Below are 16,575 nucleotides of genomic sequence, written 5' to 3' on the forward strand. Positions count from 1 at the left end.
TGTGCACAGGTCGCAGCAGGGGTGAGTAGCGGGGTAAGGCGTGAGGCGCCCCTTCTTCGGTGGACTAATCTGATCGAATGCCATCGTTGTCGACGACCCGCCGTATCACCGCGGGAATCCTCATCGCACTGGCCGGCATCTGCTACTCCTCGTGGGTGCTCGAGTTCTTCTGGTCGAGTCCGCTCGACCCGCTGAACAGCTTCCTCAGCGAACTCGACGCCGCTCACCGTCCCCATCGGGCGGTGTACGAGACGGGCGACATCCTCACCGCGATCTTCGCGGTGTCCTCGGCGCTGATCCTCTTCCTTCCGCGTCCGATCGTGAGTGGGGTGTACGCGCGGATCGCTGTGATCTCGTTCGGCGTGTTCGGCGCAGCGACATTGGCCGACGCGCTCGCGCCCATCGATTGCATACCCGGCGTCGACAAGGACTGCCCGTACGAACCGAGCGGGCTTCTCCCCCAGCTGCATCACATACACGCGTTGACCAGCACGATCGCCGTGTTCGCCATCTTCATCACGATGATCGCGGGCGTGGTGGCGGCTTACCGGCAGCGCCCGCGGATCTGGCCACTACTCCGGACGGCCGGGCTCGGCGTGCTCGTCGTCGTCGCGGTGACCACCGCGTGGATGTTGATCGCCGACAACCTGCACGGCGACTACTACCTCGGTCTGGCGCAGCGAATCCAGGTCGGAGGTATGTCGGTGTGGCTGATTCTGTGGGGCTTCGCGGTGTGTGCGCAGCGCACTCGCAGTCAGGCCAGCGCCGCAACCAGCACGCCGGCTCAGGTGAGTTCGACCTCGTAGACGACGAAGTCGTTCGACGCGATCGTGTCGTACAGCGAACGGGCCGTCGCATTGTCACGTGCAGTCTGCCAGTAGACCTTCGGTAGCCCCTGGTTGCGAGTCCACTCGAGCACGTGATCGATGAGCGCACGCCCAGCGCCGCTCCGACGGACGTCGGGCGCCACGAACAGGTCTTCGAGGTACGTGTAGGGCGCGTCGCTCCACGTTGACGCGTGCGTCAGCCAGTGCACGATGCCGATCGCCCGTCCGGTCTCGTCGCGCGCGATAGCACCGAACATCGGGTAGTCGGGGTCGAGGATTCGGGCGAACGTCAGGTCCGACTGTTCCTCGCTCAGTTCGTGCTCGTAGAACGTCAGGTACCCCGCCCACAGCGGAGCCCAGTCCCGTCGATCTGCCTGGGTCAGCGGCGCGATTGTCGTGGTCATCAGTCGTCTCACTCTCGGGTGTTCATCGGTGTCGCACATTCGGCGGGCCAGGCACGGGCCTGAAGCATCTGCAGTGGGAGGCGCATCGTTCTCACGTGGCGCCAGGCGTCATGACGTGGGGCGGAAAACCACTCCACGCTCCAGCGCCGAACCCGAAACCGGTTGCGCGAAGGTGTCTCCCAGGTGCACGACATAGCCGCTCTTGTCGGCGTCGACACCCTTGGCAGAGAACCTCAGGACGCACTGCTGCTGCTCTGTGCTGTGGCGCTCAAGCGGTGCTGTCGCGAGTTTTCCGCCCGTTTCGCTGTAGATGGTGACAACCGTTTTGTCGGAAATGGTGCCGCCATTGGCGGTGGTCTCCCATGACGCGCAGCTGACCGGGACACCTCCGATTGCAGTGAACTGGGGTGTGTAGTTGACCCCGAGCACAATCGCGGACACGGCGAGGCCAGCGAACACGACCATCGCGATCGACGTCCCGACGATGACCGGTACGCGAGTCTTGTGCTGCCACTCGCGTCGCGGCAGCGCGGCACCCGAGTCGAGCCAGAATTCGGTTGTCCCCTGCTGCGCGTCAGTCGGGTACTGCGGCTGCTGGAACGTCTGCGGATACTCCTGCTTGTGGGAGTATTGCTGCGCCTCTGGATGTTCCTGCGACTGGGGATATTCCTGCGACTGGGGATATTCCTGCGACTGGGGATATTCCTGCCCGTGTGGGTGTTGCGGTGCCTGTGGGTGTTGGCCCGACCATGATCCCGGCTGCACTACGTGTCACTCCTTCGGAGGGAAGTATTTGATCAGGGCTTCTTGCACGACGGAGGTCGCAAGGGTTCCGTCCCGCTTCCAGAATCGGCCCGAGCCCATCCCGCGCGAGCCGGTGGCGACCGGCGATCGCGTGGCGTACAGCATCCACTCGTCGAACCGGAAGTCACGATGGAACCACATCGAGTGGTTGACAGTTGCCGCAAACAGTCGGTCGATGCCCCAGGAAAGCCCGTGCGTCGTGATGATCGAGTCGAGCACCGTGGTGTCCGATGCGTAGCACATCGCCGCGACGTGGAGTAGCGGATCGTCGGGCATGACGCCGTCGGTCTTCATCCATACTCTGTTGTCGCGCAACGTCTCTCCGGCTTCGCGCATCTTCCATGACGGATCGTTGGCGAAGCGGATGTCGATGGGATGCAGTGCGTTGACGAAGGTGGCAATGCGGTCTTCGAAGCCCTTGAAGTGCTCGCCAAGCGGCGGCAACTCTTCCGGGTAGGGCACCTGGGGAATCTCGACGGCGTGCTCGAGGCCCGCGGCGTTGTCCTGGAATGCGACGAGCATGGTGAAGATGACCTCGTCGTCTTGCATCGCGGTCACCTGCCGGTTGGCGAATGACTTGCCGTCGCGGAAGCGGTCGACGTGGTATTCCATGGGCTTCTTGACGTCGCCGCCGCGGATGAAGTGTGCGTGCAATGCGTGGACGGGAGGGTTCCCGCGCGTGAGGGTGCGTCCCGCCGCGACGACGCCCTGCCCGAGCATCTGCCCGCCGAAGGTGCGCGCGGTCTTCTGCTCGGGGTGCTGCCCGATGAACAGGTCGTCCTCACGTCGTTCGACGTCGAGCAGGTCGAGGAGTGTGCCGAGATCCTCGGACACGTCGGTTGTCATGCAGATCACCCTATGCGGTCAGCCGCAGAGGAGGTGCGGCCGGTGCACGAGCGAGGAGCGAAGCGACGATGGCGGCAGCGTCGAAGAGCGAGGAGCGAAGCGACGATGCGATCTGGCGTCGGCTCGTGGATGCGCCACCCCGTTCTGCACGACGAAGAGCGAGGAGCGCAGCGACGATGCGGGCAGCGTCGGCTCGTGGCTGCGCCGCCCCGTTCTGCACGACGAAGAGCGAGGAGCGAAGCGACGATGCGATGAGGAGGAAGAACGGGGCAAGAGGCGCAGCCACGAGCCGCGCAGATAACTCAGTGGTCCTGCTCGCCGATGCGGTGCACGTGAATCATGTTCGTCGAGCCGACGGTGCCGGGGGGCGCGCCGGCGACGATGACGACCACGTCGCCGTCGCGCAGCCTGCCGATGCGCAGGAGTTGCAGGTCGACCTGGTCGATCATGTTGTCGGTGGTGTCGACGCGGTCGACGATGAACGTCTCGGTGCCCCAGCTCAGGGCGAGTTGGCTGCGCACGGCCTGGGTGGGCGTGAACGCCAGGAGCGGGAGCCGTGAGTGCAGGCGCGCGAGTCGTCGAACCGTGTCACCGGACTGGGTGAACGCGACGAGGGCTTTGACTTCGAGGCGTTCGCCGATGTCGCGTGCGGCGTAGGAGATGATGCCGCGCTTGGTGCGTGGGACGTGCGACAGCGGCGGGACGTCGCGGGAGCTTCCCTCGACGGCCTTGCAGATCCGGTTCATGGTGCGAACCGCCTCGATGGGCCATTTGCCGACCGATGTCTCGCCGGAGAGCATCACGGCGTCGGCGCCGTCGAGCACGGCGTTGGCGACGTCGGATGCCTCGGCGCGTGTGGGGCGCGAGTTCTCGATCATGGAGTCGAGCATCTGCGTTGCCACGATCACCGGCTTGGCGTTCTCGCGGGCCATCTGGATGGCACGCTTCTGCACGAGCGGCACTTCTTCGAGCGGAAGTTCGACGCCGAGGTCGCCGCGGGCGACCATGATCGCGTCGAAGGCGAGGACGATGGCCTCGAGGTTGTCGATGGCCTCGGGCTTCTCGAGCTTGGCGATGACGGGTACGCGGCGGCCGACACGGTCCATGACCTCGTGGACGAGTTCGATGTCGGCGGGGCTGCGCACGAACGACAGTGCCACGAGGTCGACACCGAGGCCGAGGGCGAATTCGAGGTCGGAGATGTCTTTCTCGCTCATCGCGGGCACCGAGACGTTCATGCCGGGCAGTGAGAGGCCCTTGTTGTTGGAGACCGGGCCACCTTCGGTGACGGTGCAGACCACGTCGTTGCCTTCGACGTCGGTGACCACGAGGCCAACCTTGCCGTCGTCGACGAGCAGCCGGTCGCCGGGGACGGCGTCGTCGGCGAGTCGCTTGTAGGTGGTCGACACGCGGTCGTGCGTTCCGACGATGTCGTCGGTGGTGATGCGCACGGTGTCGCCGGTGTTCCACATGACTTCGCCGTTGAGCGCGCCGTCGTCTTCGAATTTGCCCAGTCGGATCTTGGGTCCCTGGAGGTCGGCGAGGATGCCGACGGCCTTCTCAGCGTTGTCGCTGGCCTTTCGCACTCTTTCGTAGACCACTTTGTGGTCGTCGTGCGTGCCGTGGCTGAAATTGAGTCGCGCGACGTCCATTCCGGCGTCGACGAGTTCCTTCAGCCTCTCTTCGCTATTGGTAGCTGGACCCAGGGTGCAGACGATCTTGGTTCGGCGTTCCACTGTGCTCACCTTAGTCCGCTCGTTTCGGCATAGCCATCGTTACACCTGAGTTGTCATCGGACGTCTACGCGACGTTGCTTCGCGCAGTGTTGCGCGGTGGTCAGCGAACCGACAGCGGGAGTTGGGCTGGTTTTACCGGTGACGGTAAATCCGAGGCACCCATGAGGAATTCGTCGACGGCGCGTGCTGTCGAACGTCCCTCGGCAATCGCCCACACCACCAACGACGCTCCGCGATGGGCGTCGCCGCACACGAACACGCCGGGCGCGTCGGTCTGCCAGTCGCTTCCGCACGAGATGTTGCCGCGGCGGTTGGGCTCGATCCCCAGATCGGTCAGAAGCGCCGTGTCGCGTACGCCTTCGAACCCGATCGCGAAAAGTGCCAACTCGCAAGGGATCTCGAACTCGTCGCTGACCGGGGTGATCACCCGTCGGCCGTCGGGCTCGCGTACTACCTTCACTTCGGCGAGCACCATCGTCGTCACGTTGCCGTCGGCGTCACCGACGAATCGTTGCACCGCAACCTGGTATTTGCGTTCGCCGCCCTCCGCGTGCGCACTCGACGTCCGCATGACAAGCGGCCAGGTCGGCCACGGTGAACGGTTGTCGTCACGGTCGCTGGGTAGTTCGGCGTTGTAGTCGAGTTGGACCACCGACGCTGCGCCCTGGCGATGCGCGGTTCCGAGGCAGTCGGCTCCGGTGTCGCCGCCGCCGATGATGACGACGTGTTTCCCGGCCGCGCTGATCGGCGACGGCCCGTCTCCCTCGCACTCCTTGTTGGCGGGGACGAGGTGTTCCATCGCGAGGTGCACTCCGTTGAGCTCACGTCCCGGGACCGGGTTGTCGCGTGCCTTCATCGCACCGATCGCGAGCACGACGGCGTCGTGCCTGCTGCGCAGTTCGTCGACCGTGAGATCGATACCGACGTCGCAGTTGACGACGAATTGTGTTCCCTCAGCGCGCATCTGGGCAACGCGCCGCTCGATGTCCGACTTCTGCAGCTTGTACTCGGGGATGCCGTAGCGCAGGAGACCACCGACGCGGTCGTCTCTCTCGTAGACCGTGACGTCGTGGCCTGCGCGGGTCAGCTGTTGCGCTGCCGCCAATCCGCCGGGACCGGAGCCCACAACGGCAACCGACTTGCCCGACTTCGCATCCGGCGCTTCGGGGCCGATGATGCCCTCTGCCCACGACTCGTAGGCGATCGTCTTCTCGATGCGTTTGATCGTCACGCTGCCTCCGGTCGTCGGCTCGGAGATCGACAGCACACACGCCGCCTCACACGGTGCGGGACAGACCATTCCGGTGAACTCGGGGAAGTTGTTGGTCGCGTGCAGACGCGCGCTCGCCGCATCCCACCGACCACGACGCACGAGGTCGTTCCACTCGGGAATCAGATTTCCCAACGGACAGCCCGCAGTTCCGGAGTGGCAGAACGGGATTCCGCAGTCCATACACCGACGGGCCTGCTCGGACACCTCGTTGAGCGACGCGACAGGGTCGAAGCCGTGCGCGTACACGTCTTCCCAGTCCTGCACGCGCTCGGCGACCGGACGATACTTTGCTTCCTTCTTCCCGATTTCCAGGAATCCGCGTGGGTCAGCCACGTGCCGCCTCCATGATCGCTGAATCAACGTCTCGCCCTTCGGCTTCGGCCATCCTGGCCGCGTCGAGGACGCGCTTGTAGTCGGTGGGCATCACCTTGGTGAAGGCCAGGCATCGCCGTGGCCAGTCGGCGAGCATCGACGCGCCGATCGCCGATCCGGTGAGCTCGGTGTGCTTCGTGATGTGTTCGTGCAGCCAGCGCAGGTCGTCGGGGTCGGGTCGGAGAAGCTCGACCATCGCGCCGTTGACCTTGGTTTCGTCGAGGTCGTAGACGAAGGCGATACCGCCGGACATGCCCGCTGCCATGTTGCGGCCGGTGGGTCCGAGGATCACGACGCGACCGCCGGTCATGTACTCGCAGGCGTGATCGCCGACGCCTTCGACCACCGCGGTGGCGCCCGAGTTGCGCACGGAGAACCGCTCGCCGACCTTGCCGCGCAGGTACACCTCGCCCGACGTCGCGCCGTAGAGAATGGTGTTACCCGCGATGACCTGGTCTTCTGCGATGAACCAGGCATCCTCGTGCGGAGCAACCACGATCTTGCCGCCACACAGACCCTTGCCGACGTAATCGTTGGTGTCACCGGTGAGCTTGATGGTGACGCCCGGCGGCAGGAACGCGCCGAGCGACTGCCCTGCCGAACCCGTGAGTTCGACGGTGATGGTGTCCTCGGCGAGCCCTTCAGCGCCGTAGCGTCGGGTCACCTCCGAACCGAGCAGCGTGCCGACGGTGCGGTTGACGTTGCGGACCGGAAGTTCGAGCGTCACCGGGTGCGCATCTTCGAGTGCACCTTCGGCGAGTTGGATGAGCGTCTGGTCGAGCGCCTTGTCGAGGCCGTGGTCCTGACCGCGCACGCGGCGGGTCGGTCCCTTGTCCTCGATGCGACGGAAGATCGGACTGAGATCGAGTCCCTTGCTCTTCCAGTGGGCGACGGCGGTGTCGGTATGCAACCGCTGCGACTGTCCGATCGCGTCGTCGAGCGTGCGATATCCCAACTGCGCCAGGTACTTTCGCACGTCCTCCGCGATGAATCGGAAGAAGTTGACGATGTGCTCGGCCTGGCCGGTGAACCGCGAACGCAACACCGGGTTCTGCGTCGCGACGCCGACCGGGCAGGTGTCGAGGTGGCAGACGCGCATCATGATGCACCCGGACACGATCAGCGGTGCGGTCGAGAAGCCGTACTCCTCGGCACCGAGCAACGCCGCCATGATGACATCGCGACCCGTGCGGAGGGCACCGTCGCACTGCACGGTGATGCGATCGCGCAACCCGTTCAGCATCAACGTCTGCTGGGCGTCGGCGAGGCCGATCTCCCAGGGTGTGCCCGCGTGCTTGAGCGAGGTGAGCGGCGACGCTCCCGTTCCTCCGTCGTATCCGGAGATGAGCACGACGTCGGCGTGGGCTTTGGAGACGCCGGTCGCGACGGTGCCAACGCCGACAGCACTCACCAGCTTCACGTGGATCCGCGCGTCGGAATTGGCGTTCTTCAGATCGTGGATCAGTTGCGCGAGATCTTCGATGGAGTAGATGTCGTGGTGCGGCGGCGGCGAGATGAGCGCGACGCCCGGCGTCGAATGTCGTGTCTTCGCGATCCACGGGTACACCTTGTACGCGGGGAGCTGACCGCCCTCACCGGGCTTGGCACCCTGCGCCATCTTGATCTGGATGTCGGTGGCGTTGGTGAGGTAGTCGCTCGTCACGCCGAACCGACCCGACGCGACCTGCTTGACCGCGCTGCGTCGTTCAGGATCGTAGAGACGGTCGGTGTCCTCGCCGCCCTCACCGGAGTTGGACCGACCACCGATGCGGTTCATGGCGATCGCGATGGTCTCGTGTGCCTCGGCGGAGATCGAGCCGTAGCTCATCGCGCCCGTGTTGAAGCGGGTCATGATCGACTCGATCGGCTCGACCTCGTCGAGCGGCACGGGGTCGCGACCCGAGAAGTCCAGTTCGAACAGTCCGCGCAGCGTGCCGCCTTTACGCGACTGATCGTCGACCTTGTCCGAGTACGCCTGGAATACGTCGTCGCGTCCGGTCTTGGTGGCGTGCTGGAGCAAGAACACCGTCTCCGGGGTGAACATGTGCAACTCGCCCTCGCGGCGATATTGGTACTCGCCGCCGACCTCGAGTCGTCGATAGACCTGCTCGGTCGGGTTGTGCGGGAACGCGCGGTGATGCCGGATGCGGACTTCCTCGGCGAGTTCGTCGAGCCCGACGCCCTCGATCCGCGAGACCGTTCTGGTGAAGTACTCCTTGACGACCGCAGACGAGAGACCGACGGCCTCGAACGCCTGCGACGCCGTGTACGAGCTGATGGTCGAGATGCCCATCTTGCTCATCACCTTCAGCACGCCCTTGCCGAGCGCCTCGATGTAGTTGCGCTTGGCCTTCGACGGCCTGACACCGGTCAGCTCGCCCTCGGCGATCAGGTCCTCGATCGATTCGAGTGCCAGATAAGGGTTGACCGCCGCAGCGCCGAACCCGATAAGCAGTGCGATGTGGTGCACTTCGCGCGCGTCGCCCGACTCGACGATGAGCGCGATCTTCGTGCGCTCCTTGGTGCGGACGAGATGGTGATGCACTGCAGACGCAGCCAGCAGTGAAGGAATCGGCGCGTGCTCACGGTCGGAGTGCCTGTCCGAGACGACGAGCGTGCTGTGTCCCTCCGCGATCGCCTGGCTGGCGCGGCGTCGAAGATCTTCGAGCGCATCGGCGAGGCCCTCGCCGCCACGGGCCACCTCGTAGAGGCCGTGGAGAACTTTCGCGGAGAGTCCCGGGTTGTCGCCGTCGTCGTTGATGTGGACGAGCTTGGCGAGATCGTCGTTGTCGATGACCGGCCAGTGCAGCATGATCTGTCGACACGACGCCGCAGTCGGTGCGAGCAGATTCTGCTCGGGTCCCATCACGCGCGCCATCGAGGTGACGATCTCCTCGCGGATCGCATCGAGCGGCGGGTTGGTGACCTGGGCGAACAGTTCGACGAAGTAGTCGTAGAGCAGTCGCGACCGCTGCGACATCACGGCGACGGGCGTGTCGGTGCCCATCGAGCCGAGTGGTTCGTAACCCGACGCCGCCATCGGGGTCAGCAAGACCCGCAGGTCTTCTTCGGTGTAGCCGAACGACACCTGGCGTCGCACGACAGTGTCGTGGTTGGGCTTGTAGACCGGGCGCGGCGGGAGTGTGGCGATGTCGAGGAGGCCTGCGTGCAGCCATTCGTCGTAGGGTTCCGAACGCATGAGATCGCCCTTGATCTCTTCGTCGGGGATGATCCGTCCCTGCGCAGTGTCGACGAGGAACATCCGACCCGGTTCGAGGCGTCCCTTGGAGACCACGTCGTCGACCGGAACGTCGAGGACGCCGGACTCTGAGGCGAGGATGACCCGTCCGTCGCGGGTCTGCCACCAGCGTCCGGGGCGCAGCCCGTTGCGGTCGAGCACGGCGCCGACGACGGTTCCGTCCGTGAACGTGACACATGCGGGACCGTCCCACGCCTCCATCAGTGACGCGTTGAACTGCAGAAACGCGCGGCGCTTGGGGTCCATCGACGGGACGTTCTCCCACGCCTCCGGCACCATCAGCATCACCGCGTGCGGCACGCTGCGTCCACCGAGGTGGAGGAGTTCGAGGACCTCGTCGAGCGACGCCGAATCGGAGGCTTCGGGTGTGCAGATCGGGAACGCGCGCTTGAGGTCGCCGGGAATGAGGTCTGTCTCGAGCAGAGCCTCGCGGGCCCGCATGCGGTTGCGGTTGCCACGCACGGTGTTGATCTCACCGTTGTGCGCGACGAACCGGAACGGGTGCGCGAGCGGCCACGACGGGAAGGTGTTGGTGGAGAACCGCGAGTGGACGATGGCGATGGCACTCAGGCAACGATCGTCGCGCAGGTCGGGGTAGTAGAGCGGCAACTGCATCGTCGTGAGCATGCCCTTGTAGACCATGGTGCGACTCGACAGCGACGCGACGTACAACCCGGTGCCTGCGGCCTCGAACTCGGGTGTGATTCGCTCGGCCTGCTTGCGGAACGGATAGATGTAGCGGTCGAGGTCGACGCCGCCGAGCCGTGGTTGTCCCGGTTCCGGTTCGACAGTGACGAACAACTGCGCCATGAAGGGCATGCAGCCGACTGCGGTCTCGCCGATGTCTGCGCCGTCGACGTCGACCGGGAGGTCACGCCACCCGAGGATGGTGATGCCCTCTGCCTCGGCGAGCGCCGAGACGCGGTCCATCGCATCGCGCCGGGCCGCCTGGTCCATCGGCAGGAAGCAGGTGCCGGCAGCGTAGGTGTTCGCGCCGGTCTGCGACGGCGCCGGAAGCGCGAAATCGACTGTCCCACGGAACAATTCGTCGGGCAGCTGGATGAGGATGCCTGCGCCGTCGCCGCTGTTGGGCTCAGCGCCTGCCGCACCGCGGTGTTCGAGGTTCTCGAGCGCGAGCAGACCGTCGGCGACAATCGAATGCGACCGTCGACCGTGGATGTCGGCAACCATCGCGACGCCACACGAGTCCACTTCTGTCTCTGGGTCGTACAGGCCCTGTTTGGCCGGGAGCGCAGAAAACAACATCACGAGCCTCCACTCGATTCGCGTGAATCAAATGCTGAAGTCCTCAGGGACAGCGCTGGCCCGTGGAGCAGGTGTCAGGACACGACGCCGTTGGGGACGCGTGTTCCCGGGTGAGATCTCACTCTATCCGACCACCGCCCGCCGCGTGGTCTTCGACGCCGCGCGGGGGTTGGGGTTCGGGAGGTCGGGCCGTCGGGCCGGTGCGCAGAATCTAGGGGAAAGAATCCTTCCCCTACTCCCAGACCTCTCCCCTAAAAACTTCGCGGGGACACGCAAAAAAGCCGCGGAAAGAACCCTTCCCCTACTTCCTGCAGCCCACACGAGGCCGACGACCCGGTACCGGGGCAGGCGCCCGAGTGAGTCGAGCTACTGCGAGTTCCCAGGCTTCCACGGCTTGGCGTCGGCCGACTCGCCGGTGCCCGGGATGATCTTGGCGTCGATCTCTTCGTTCTCGTCGACGACGGCGTCGGGGCCGCCCGCGTTCGTCATCTGGCCGTCGGCGAGAACCTCTTCGGCCTCGTCCACACCTTCTGCAGTCGCGGCGCCGTCGTCATCGGCAGCGGCCTCGGCATCCTCGGCGATGCTCTCGGCGACCTCTTCGGCGTCGATGTCGGCGCTGTCGCCGGGGGTCGTGTCGGACTCTGAATCGGACTCCTCGAGAAGCTCCGACTCGGTGATCACGCCGTCAGGTCGAGCCGGATCGTTTTCGGGGTTCCACGGTTTCGCATCAGCGGATTCGCCGGTCCCCGGGATGATCTTGGACACGATCTCCTCGTTCTCGTCGAGAACGGGATCGGGGCCACCCGCGTTGATCTCCTGCCCGTCGGCGAGTTCGGCCTCATCCTCGTCGACGCCCGACGGGCTGGTGTCGCCCTCGTCGTCGGCTTTGTCCTCGATGTCTTCGGACAGGCCCTCCGCGATCTCGTCGGCTGTCACGGCTTCGTCTTCAGCGCTGCTCATCGGAACCCCTTCGTCGGTCGGATCATCCGCCGCATCGGACCGAGCAGGTTCGGCGGCACCGGACTCTGCGTCACCGGCCTCTGTCACACCGGACTCTGTGGCATCAGACTCGGTGGCATCAGACTCGGTGACATCGGACTCGGTGGCGGCGGAGTCACTTCCATCTTCCACGGCTTCGTCGCCCGCGGGGGTGTGCTCATCAGGATCAGCGTCCGAGTCGGGCTCAGCGTCCGAGTCAGCTGCGGCGCTCGAGTCCGTCTCGGTCTCGCCGGCGTCGGACTCAACGTCATCTCCGACATCCGTGGCTTCGGCCTCCCCATCAGCGTCGACCGGCTCTGAGTCGACGTCATCCTGCTCGACGTCGGCGTCGTCGCGGGCCGGCTCTACGTCGGCATCGACGTCAGCCTCATCGACGTCAACATCATCTACTTCTTCGACGTCAGCCTCGTCGGCGTCAGGCTCTGTCACCACGCCGTCCGACGGCTCGTCGTCTGCGCCGGCGGCAGCGACACCGCCAACGGCAACCGCGCCCGCCGCGACCCCAGCGGCCGCGACCGGGATCGCCTTCGACGACGAGTCGTCCGACTCCTCATCGCGAGCCGCTACGCCGTTTTCGAGCTCGTTCTTCTCGGTCTTGTTCTTCTCGGTTTCGTCGTTCTCGGACTCTTCGTCGTCGGACTCATCGTCGTCGTCGAAGAAGTGCTCGCCGTCGTCCTCGTCGTCGATGTCGTCGTCGAAGTAGGCGCCCGTGTGGCCGAGTTCTTCGAGCTCGGCGGCCCGTTCGGGCCAGTAGACCTCGAGCCCTTGCTCCCGCCCGCGGGGCGCGACGATGAAGTAGATCGCACCGCAGACGATGCCGAGTGCCGCGGTGAATACGTTGATGCGGACGCCGGCGATGTGGGTGAAGGCGGGGTCGGAGCGCATGAGCTCGACGCCGAATCGTCCGATGCAATAGCCGACGACGTACAGCGCGAACAGTCGGCCGTGGCCGATGCGGAAGTAGCGGTCGACAAGCACGAGAATGACGACGACCAGCAGGTTCCACAGGAGCTCATACAGGAACGTCGGATGCACAACCGCGACGACGTGCCCGTTCGACACTCCCGTGATCAAGCCCGGGTCGGCTTGTCCCGATGAGTCGACGCGCTCGTAGATCTCCAGACCCCAGGGAACGTCGGTCGGTCGGCCATAAAGTTCCTGGTTGAAGTAGTTGCCGAGGCGCCCGATGGCCTGGGCCAGCAGAATCGCAGGCGCGATGGCGTCGGCGAACGGTGGCAACTTGATGCCCATGCGCCTGGTGCCGATCCACGCACCGAGGCCGCCGAACAACACGGCACCCCAGATACCGAGACCACCGTCCCAGATCTTGAAGGCGTCGATCGGAGTCTTTCCGCCGTCGCCGAAGTAGATCTGCCAGTCGGTGAGCACGTGGTAGACGCGACCACCGATCAAACCGAACGGGACCGCCCAGATCGCGACGTCGAGAACCTCGCCCGAGCGCCCACCGCGGGCAATCCACCGGCGATTTCCCCACCAGACGGCGACAATGATGCCGACGATGATGCACAACGCGTAGGCCCGGAGCGGAAACGAACCGATGTACCACACGCCCTGCGGCGGGCTGGGGATATAAGCGAGCATCGTCGTCGTCGGCGCTGTCACGCTGCCACCCTAACGGACGCTGCCACCCCGACGAACGAAGCCACCGCGGCGGTCAGAGGTCTGCTCGCGGTTCCCGCACACCTGCGGCGAGTTCCGTGACCAGGTCGGCCAGATGGTCTTGGCCTGCCTTGGCCGCTGTGACCAGTGCCGAACCGACGATCACGCCATCGGCGTAGCTCGCGATCTGCGACGCCTGCTCACGATTTCGGACACCGAGTCCGACGCCGAGCGGGATGTCGGAGTACTCATGCACGCGTGCGCACAGTTCGGGCGCGGCGTCGGAGACCGCGTCACGCGCCCCCGTGACACCCATCGTCGAGGCCACGTAGACGAACCCGCGCGACGCGTCGACGGTCAGCGCGATGCGCTCGGTCGTCGACGACGGTGCGACGAGGTAGATGCGGTCGAGGTCGAACTCGTCGGACGCCGCGTGCCAGGCGGCCCCCTCTTCCGGGATCAGGTTGGGCGTGATCATGCCCGCGCCGCCCGCAGCCGCCAGGTCACGCGCGAACTTGTCGACGCCGTACTGCAGCACGGGGTTCCAGTAGCTCATGACGACCGCGTTTCCGCCCGCAGCGGTGATCGCCTCGACAGCACGGAACACGTCGCGGACCCACACCCCGTTCGTCAGCGCGAGGTCGGCCGCCTCCTGGATCGTCGGTCCGTCCATGACCGGATCCGAATACGGCACACCGACTTCGATGATGTCGCAGCCCGCGCGGACCATCGTCTCGAACGACTCGATCGACTTCTCGACGGTCGGGTAGCCAACGGGGAGATACCCGATGAGCGCGGCACGCCCCTCGGCGCGGCACTTCTCGAAGACCGGACCCAACTTCGACGGTCCCGCGTGCACGGGTGCCTTCGGCTGTGTCATTGCACGTCCCCCCTGGTGCTGGCAGCCGCGGTACCGGTCGTCACGCCGACCTCGTTCTCCGACGGTGGCGGGTCGAAGAGGTGGAACCAGCGCGCAGCGGTGTCGACGTCCTTGTCGCCGCGACCGGAGAGGCTGACCAGAACAATCGCGCCCTCCCCCAGTTCCTTACCGAGCTTCAACGCTCCGGCGAGTGCGTGTGCCGACTCGATGGCGGGGATGATGCCCTCTCGACGACTGAGCAGAGCGAGCGCGTCCATCGCCTCGGTGTCGGTGATGGGACGGTACTCGGCGCGGCCGGTGTCCTTGAGCTGTGCGTGCTCGGGCCCGACGCCCGGGTAGTCCAGGCCCGCCGAGATCGAGTGCGATTCGATGGTCTGGCCGTCTTCGTCCTGAAGCAGGTACGAGTAGGCGCCCTGGAATGCGCCGGGCGTGCCGCCGGTGAACGTCGCGGCATGTCGACCGGTCTCGACGCCGTCGCCCGCGGCCTCGAAGCCGACGAGGCGCACCTCGGAGTCGTCGAGGAAGGGGTGGAAGATGCCGATGGCGTTGGACCCGCCACCAACGCAGGCGGTGACGGCGTCGGGCAGACGACCCGCCTGGTCCAGGATCTGCGCGCGCGCTTCGAGTCCGACGATGCGTTGCAGGTCGCGCACCATCATCGGGAACGGATGCGGACCGGCCGCGGTGCCGAAGCAGTAGTAGGTGTTGTGCGCGTTGGTCACCCAGTCGCGCAAGGCCTCGTTGATCGCGTCTTTCAGAGTCGCCGAACCGTTGTCGACGGCGACGACCTCGGCACCGAGCAGTCGCATCCGTGCGACGTTGAGTGCCTGTCGGTCGGTGTCGACGCGCCCCATGTAGACGATGCACTCCATACCGAAGAGTGCGCAGCCGGTGGCGGTGGCAACACCGTGCTGACCAGCACCGGTCTCGGCGATGATGCGGGTCTTACCCATGCGCTTGGCGAGCAACAACTGCCCGAGCACGTTGTTGATCTTGTGCGACCCGGTGTGGTTGAGGTCTTCGCGCTTCAGGAAGATCCTTGCGCCACCGGCGAATTCGCTCAGTCGCGTGGCTTCGTAGAGCGGCGAGGGACGTCCGACGTAGTCGCGCTGCAGTCGATCGAGCTCGCCGAGGAACTCGTCGTCTGTGCGCATCTTCTCGTAGGCAGCGGTCACGTCGTCGATGACCGCCATCAGCGCCTCGGGAACGTGACGTCCGCCGTACACGCCGAAGTGTCCGCCCGCGTCGGGTTCCGACGACGTACGCGTGCTGACTCCGACACTCGCAGTGGGGAACTCGGCCTGGAGTTGATCGTCGGATCGGGATTCGGTGGTCACGGAACTCTCACAGACATCTCGTCGTCCGTGACACGCAAGTCGACGCTAGATCGAAAGCGAGTGTCAGCGAACGGGTTTCGGACAGGAAGGATGGGTACCGGCGGTCACGAGTTCGGAGACCGCTGTGCGCGGGTCTCCGCTGGTGACCAGGCCCTCGCCGACGAGCACCGCGTCGGCACCCGCACCGGCGAATGCCAGCAGATCTGCAGTGCCACGCACGCCCGACTCTGCGACCCGGATGGTCTCGGTGGGCAGACCCGGAGCGATACGCGCGAACGTATTGCGGTCTACCTCAAGGGTTTTCAGATTGCGATTGTTCACACCGATGACCGACGCACCGGCTTCGAGTGCGCGGCTGGCCTCGTCCTCGGTGTGTACCTCGACGAGCGCGGTCATGCCGAGACTCTCGGTGCGGTCGAGCAGCGAGGCGAGCACATTCTGCTCGAGTGCCGCGACGATCAGCAGGATGACGTCCGCACCGTGGGCGCGGGCCTCGTGGATCTGATACGGCCCGACGATGAAATCCTTGCGCAGCACGGGGATGTCGACACGGGCGCGGACGGCGTCGAGATCGGCGAGCGACCCACGGAACCGACGTTCCTCGGTGAGGACACTGATGATGCGTGCACCGCCCGCTTCGTATGCGGCGGCGAGGTCTGCTGGATCAGGGATGTCGGCGAGCTCGCCCTTGGAGGGACTCGCTCGCTTCACCTCGGCAATGACGCCGATTCCGGTCTTGCGCAACGCAGCCATCGCATCGCGAGGAGCCGGCGCGGCAACGGACGCCTTTTTGACGGCCGCATAGTCGACGATCGCCTCACGTGCGGCGACATCGGCTTTCACTCCCTCGAGAATCGAATCGAGGACGGTGGGCGTGCTCACGACAGCTGGCTCCCTTTCTGTTCGTGCTCTCAGGGTAGACGGCCGCCTTCGAAGCGCCGGGAGCGGGTTG

At 65.5% G+C, this 16,575-nt stretch carries 12 protein-coding genes; 1 reads left to right on the top strand and 11 read right to left on the bottom strand.

What is annotated here, in order from left to right; all coding sequences use genetic code 11:
• Positions 1–77 precede the first annotated feature (77 nt).
• Positions 78–806: a DUF998 domain-containing protein gene (locus A5766_RS07175; protein ID WP_064862021.1), complete on the top strand. Its 729-nt coding sequence runs from the start codon at positions 78–80 to the stop codon at positions 804–806.
• On the opposite strand, the gene A5766_RS07180 is transcribed toward A5766_RS07175, so the two are convergent.
• From A5766_RS07180 to trpC, 11 genes are all read right to left on the bottom strand, one after another.
• Positions 785–1,231, bottom strand: coding sequence for a GNAT family N-acetyltransferase (locus A5766_RS07180; protein WP_064862022.1), 447 nt, complete (start codon positions 1,229–1,231; stop codon positions 785–787). The genes A5766_RS07175 and A5766_RS07180 overlap by 22 nt on opposite strands.
• A 108-nt stretch (positions 1,232–1,339) precedes the next feature.
• The gene (locus A5766_RS23795) at positions 1,340–1,996 is read right to left on the bottom strand and encodes a hypothetical protein (RefSeq protein ID WP_082933566.1); all 657 of its coding nucleotides are present in this window, start codon (positions 1,994–1,996) and stop codon (positions 1,340–1,342) included.
• Positions 1,997–2,002: 6 nt separating this feature from the next.
• Complete coding sequence (locus A5766_RS07190; RefSeq protein ID WP_064904070.1) at positions 2,003–2,881, bottom strand: acyl-CoA thioesterase; 879 nt, start codon at positions 2,879–2,881, stop codon at positions 2,003–2,005.
• Positions 2,882–2,891: 10 nt separating this feature from the next.
• A complete protein-coding gene (locus A5766_RS07195) occupies positions 2,892–3,167 on the bottom strand; it encodes a hypothetical protein (protein WP_064904053.1) in 276 nt (91 codons plus the stop codon).
• Between the two features lie 16 nt (positions 3,168–3,183).
• Positions 3,184–4,617 carry a pyruvate kinase gene (gene pyk, locus A5766_RS07200; RefSeq protein ID WP_064904055.1) on the bottom strand — a complete coding sequence of 478 codons (1,434 nt, stop codon included), beginning with the start codon at positions 4,615–4,617 and terminating at the stop codon, positions 3,184–3,186.
• A gap of 100 nt (positions 4,618–4,717) precedes the next feature.
• Positions 4,718–6,223, bottom strand: a complete 1,506-nt coding sequence (locus A5766_RS07205) for a glutamate synthase subunit beta (protein ID WP_064863640.1) — start codon at positions 6,221–6,223, stop codon at positions 4,718–4,720.
• Positions 6,216–10,787 carry a glutamate synthase large subunit gene (gene gltB / locus A5766_RS07210; protein WP_064904057.1) on the bottom strand — a complete coding sequence of 1,524 codons (4,572 nt, stop codon included), beginning with the start codon at positions 10,785–10,787 and terminating at the stop codon, positions 6,216–6,218. Before gltB ends, A5766_RS07205 begins: the two co-directional genes overlap by 8 nt.
• Positions 10,788–11,153: 366 nt before the next feature.
• The gene (gene lgt, locus A5766_RS07215) at positions 11,154–13,388 is read right to left on the bottom strand and encodes a prolipoprotein diacylglyceryl transferase (protein WP_064863677.1); all 2,235 of its coding nucleotides are present in this window, start codon (positions 13,386–13,388) and stop codon (positions 11,154–11,156) included.
• 73 nt (positions 13,389–13,461) lie between these two features.
• Positions 13,462–14,286, bottom strand: coding sequence for a tryptophan synthase subunit alpha (trpA, locus tag A5766_RS07220; protein WP_064904059.1), 825 nt, complete (start codon positions 14,284–14,286; stop codon positions 13,462–13,464).
• Positions 14,283–15,623 (bottom strand): tryptophan synthase subunit beta, encoded by a 1,341-nt coding sequence (gene trpB / locus A5766_RS07225; protein ID WP_064863643.1) that lies wholly within the window; start codon positions 15,621–15,623, stop codon positions 14,283–14,285. Before trpB ends, trpA begins: the two co-directional genes overlap by 4 nt.
• Positions 15,624–15,686: 63 nt before the next feature.
• Positions 15,687–16,505 (bottom strand): indole-3-glycerol phosphate synthase TrpC, encoded by an 819-nt coding sequence (trpC, locus tag A5766_RS07230; protein WP_049698191.1) that lies wholly within the window; start codon positions 16,503–16,505, stop codon positions 15,687–15,689.
• Positions 16,506–16,575 lie beyond the last annotated feature (70 nt).

The organism is Gordonia sp. 852002-51296_SCH5728562-b, from assembly GCF_001665475.1.
Classification (GTDB): Bacteria; Actinomycetota; Actinomycetes; order Mycobacteriales; family Mycobacteriaceae; genus Gordonia; species Gordonia sputi.

Excerpts from the sequence above, each read along its gene's own strand:
- A5766_RS07175 (WP_064862021.1), top strand. The coding sequence starts at position 78 with ATGCCATCGTTGTCGACGACCCGCCGTATCACCGCGGGAATCCTCATC.
- A5766_RS07180 (WP_064862022.1), bottom strand. The coding sequence starts at position 1,231 with ATGACCACGACAATCGCGCCGCTGACCCAGGCAGATCGACGGGACTGG.
- A5766_RS07190 (WP_064904070.1), bottom strand. The coding sequence starts at position 2,881 with ATGACAACCGACGTGTCCGAGGATCTCGGCACACTCCTCGACCTGCTC.
- gltB (WP_064904057.1), bottom strand. The coding sequence starts at position 10,787 with ATGTTGTTTTCTGCGCTCCCGGCCAAACAGGGCCTGTACGACCCAGAG.
- lgt (WP_064863677.1), bottom strand. The coding sequence starts at position 13,388 with ATGCTCGCTTATATCCCCAGCCCGCCGCAGGGCGTGTGGTACATCGGT.
- trpA (WP_064904059.1), bottom strand. The coding sequence starts at position 14,286 with ATGACACAGCCGAAGGCACCCGTGCACGCGGGACCGTCGAAGTTGGGT.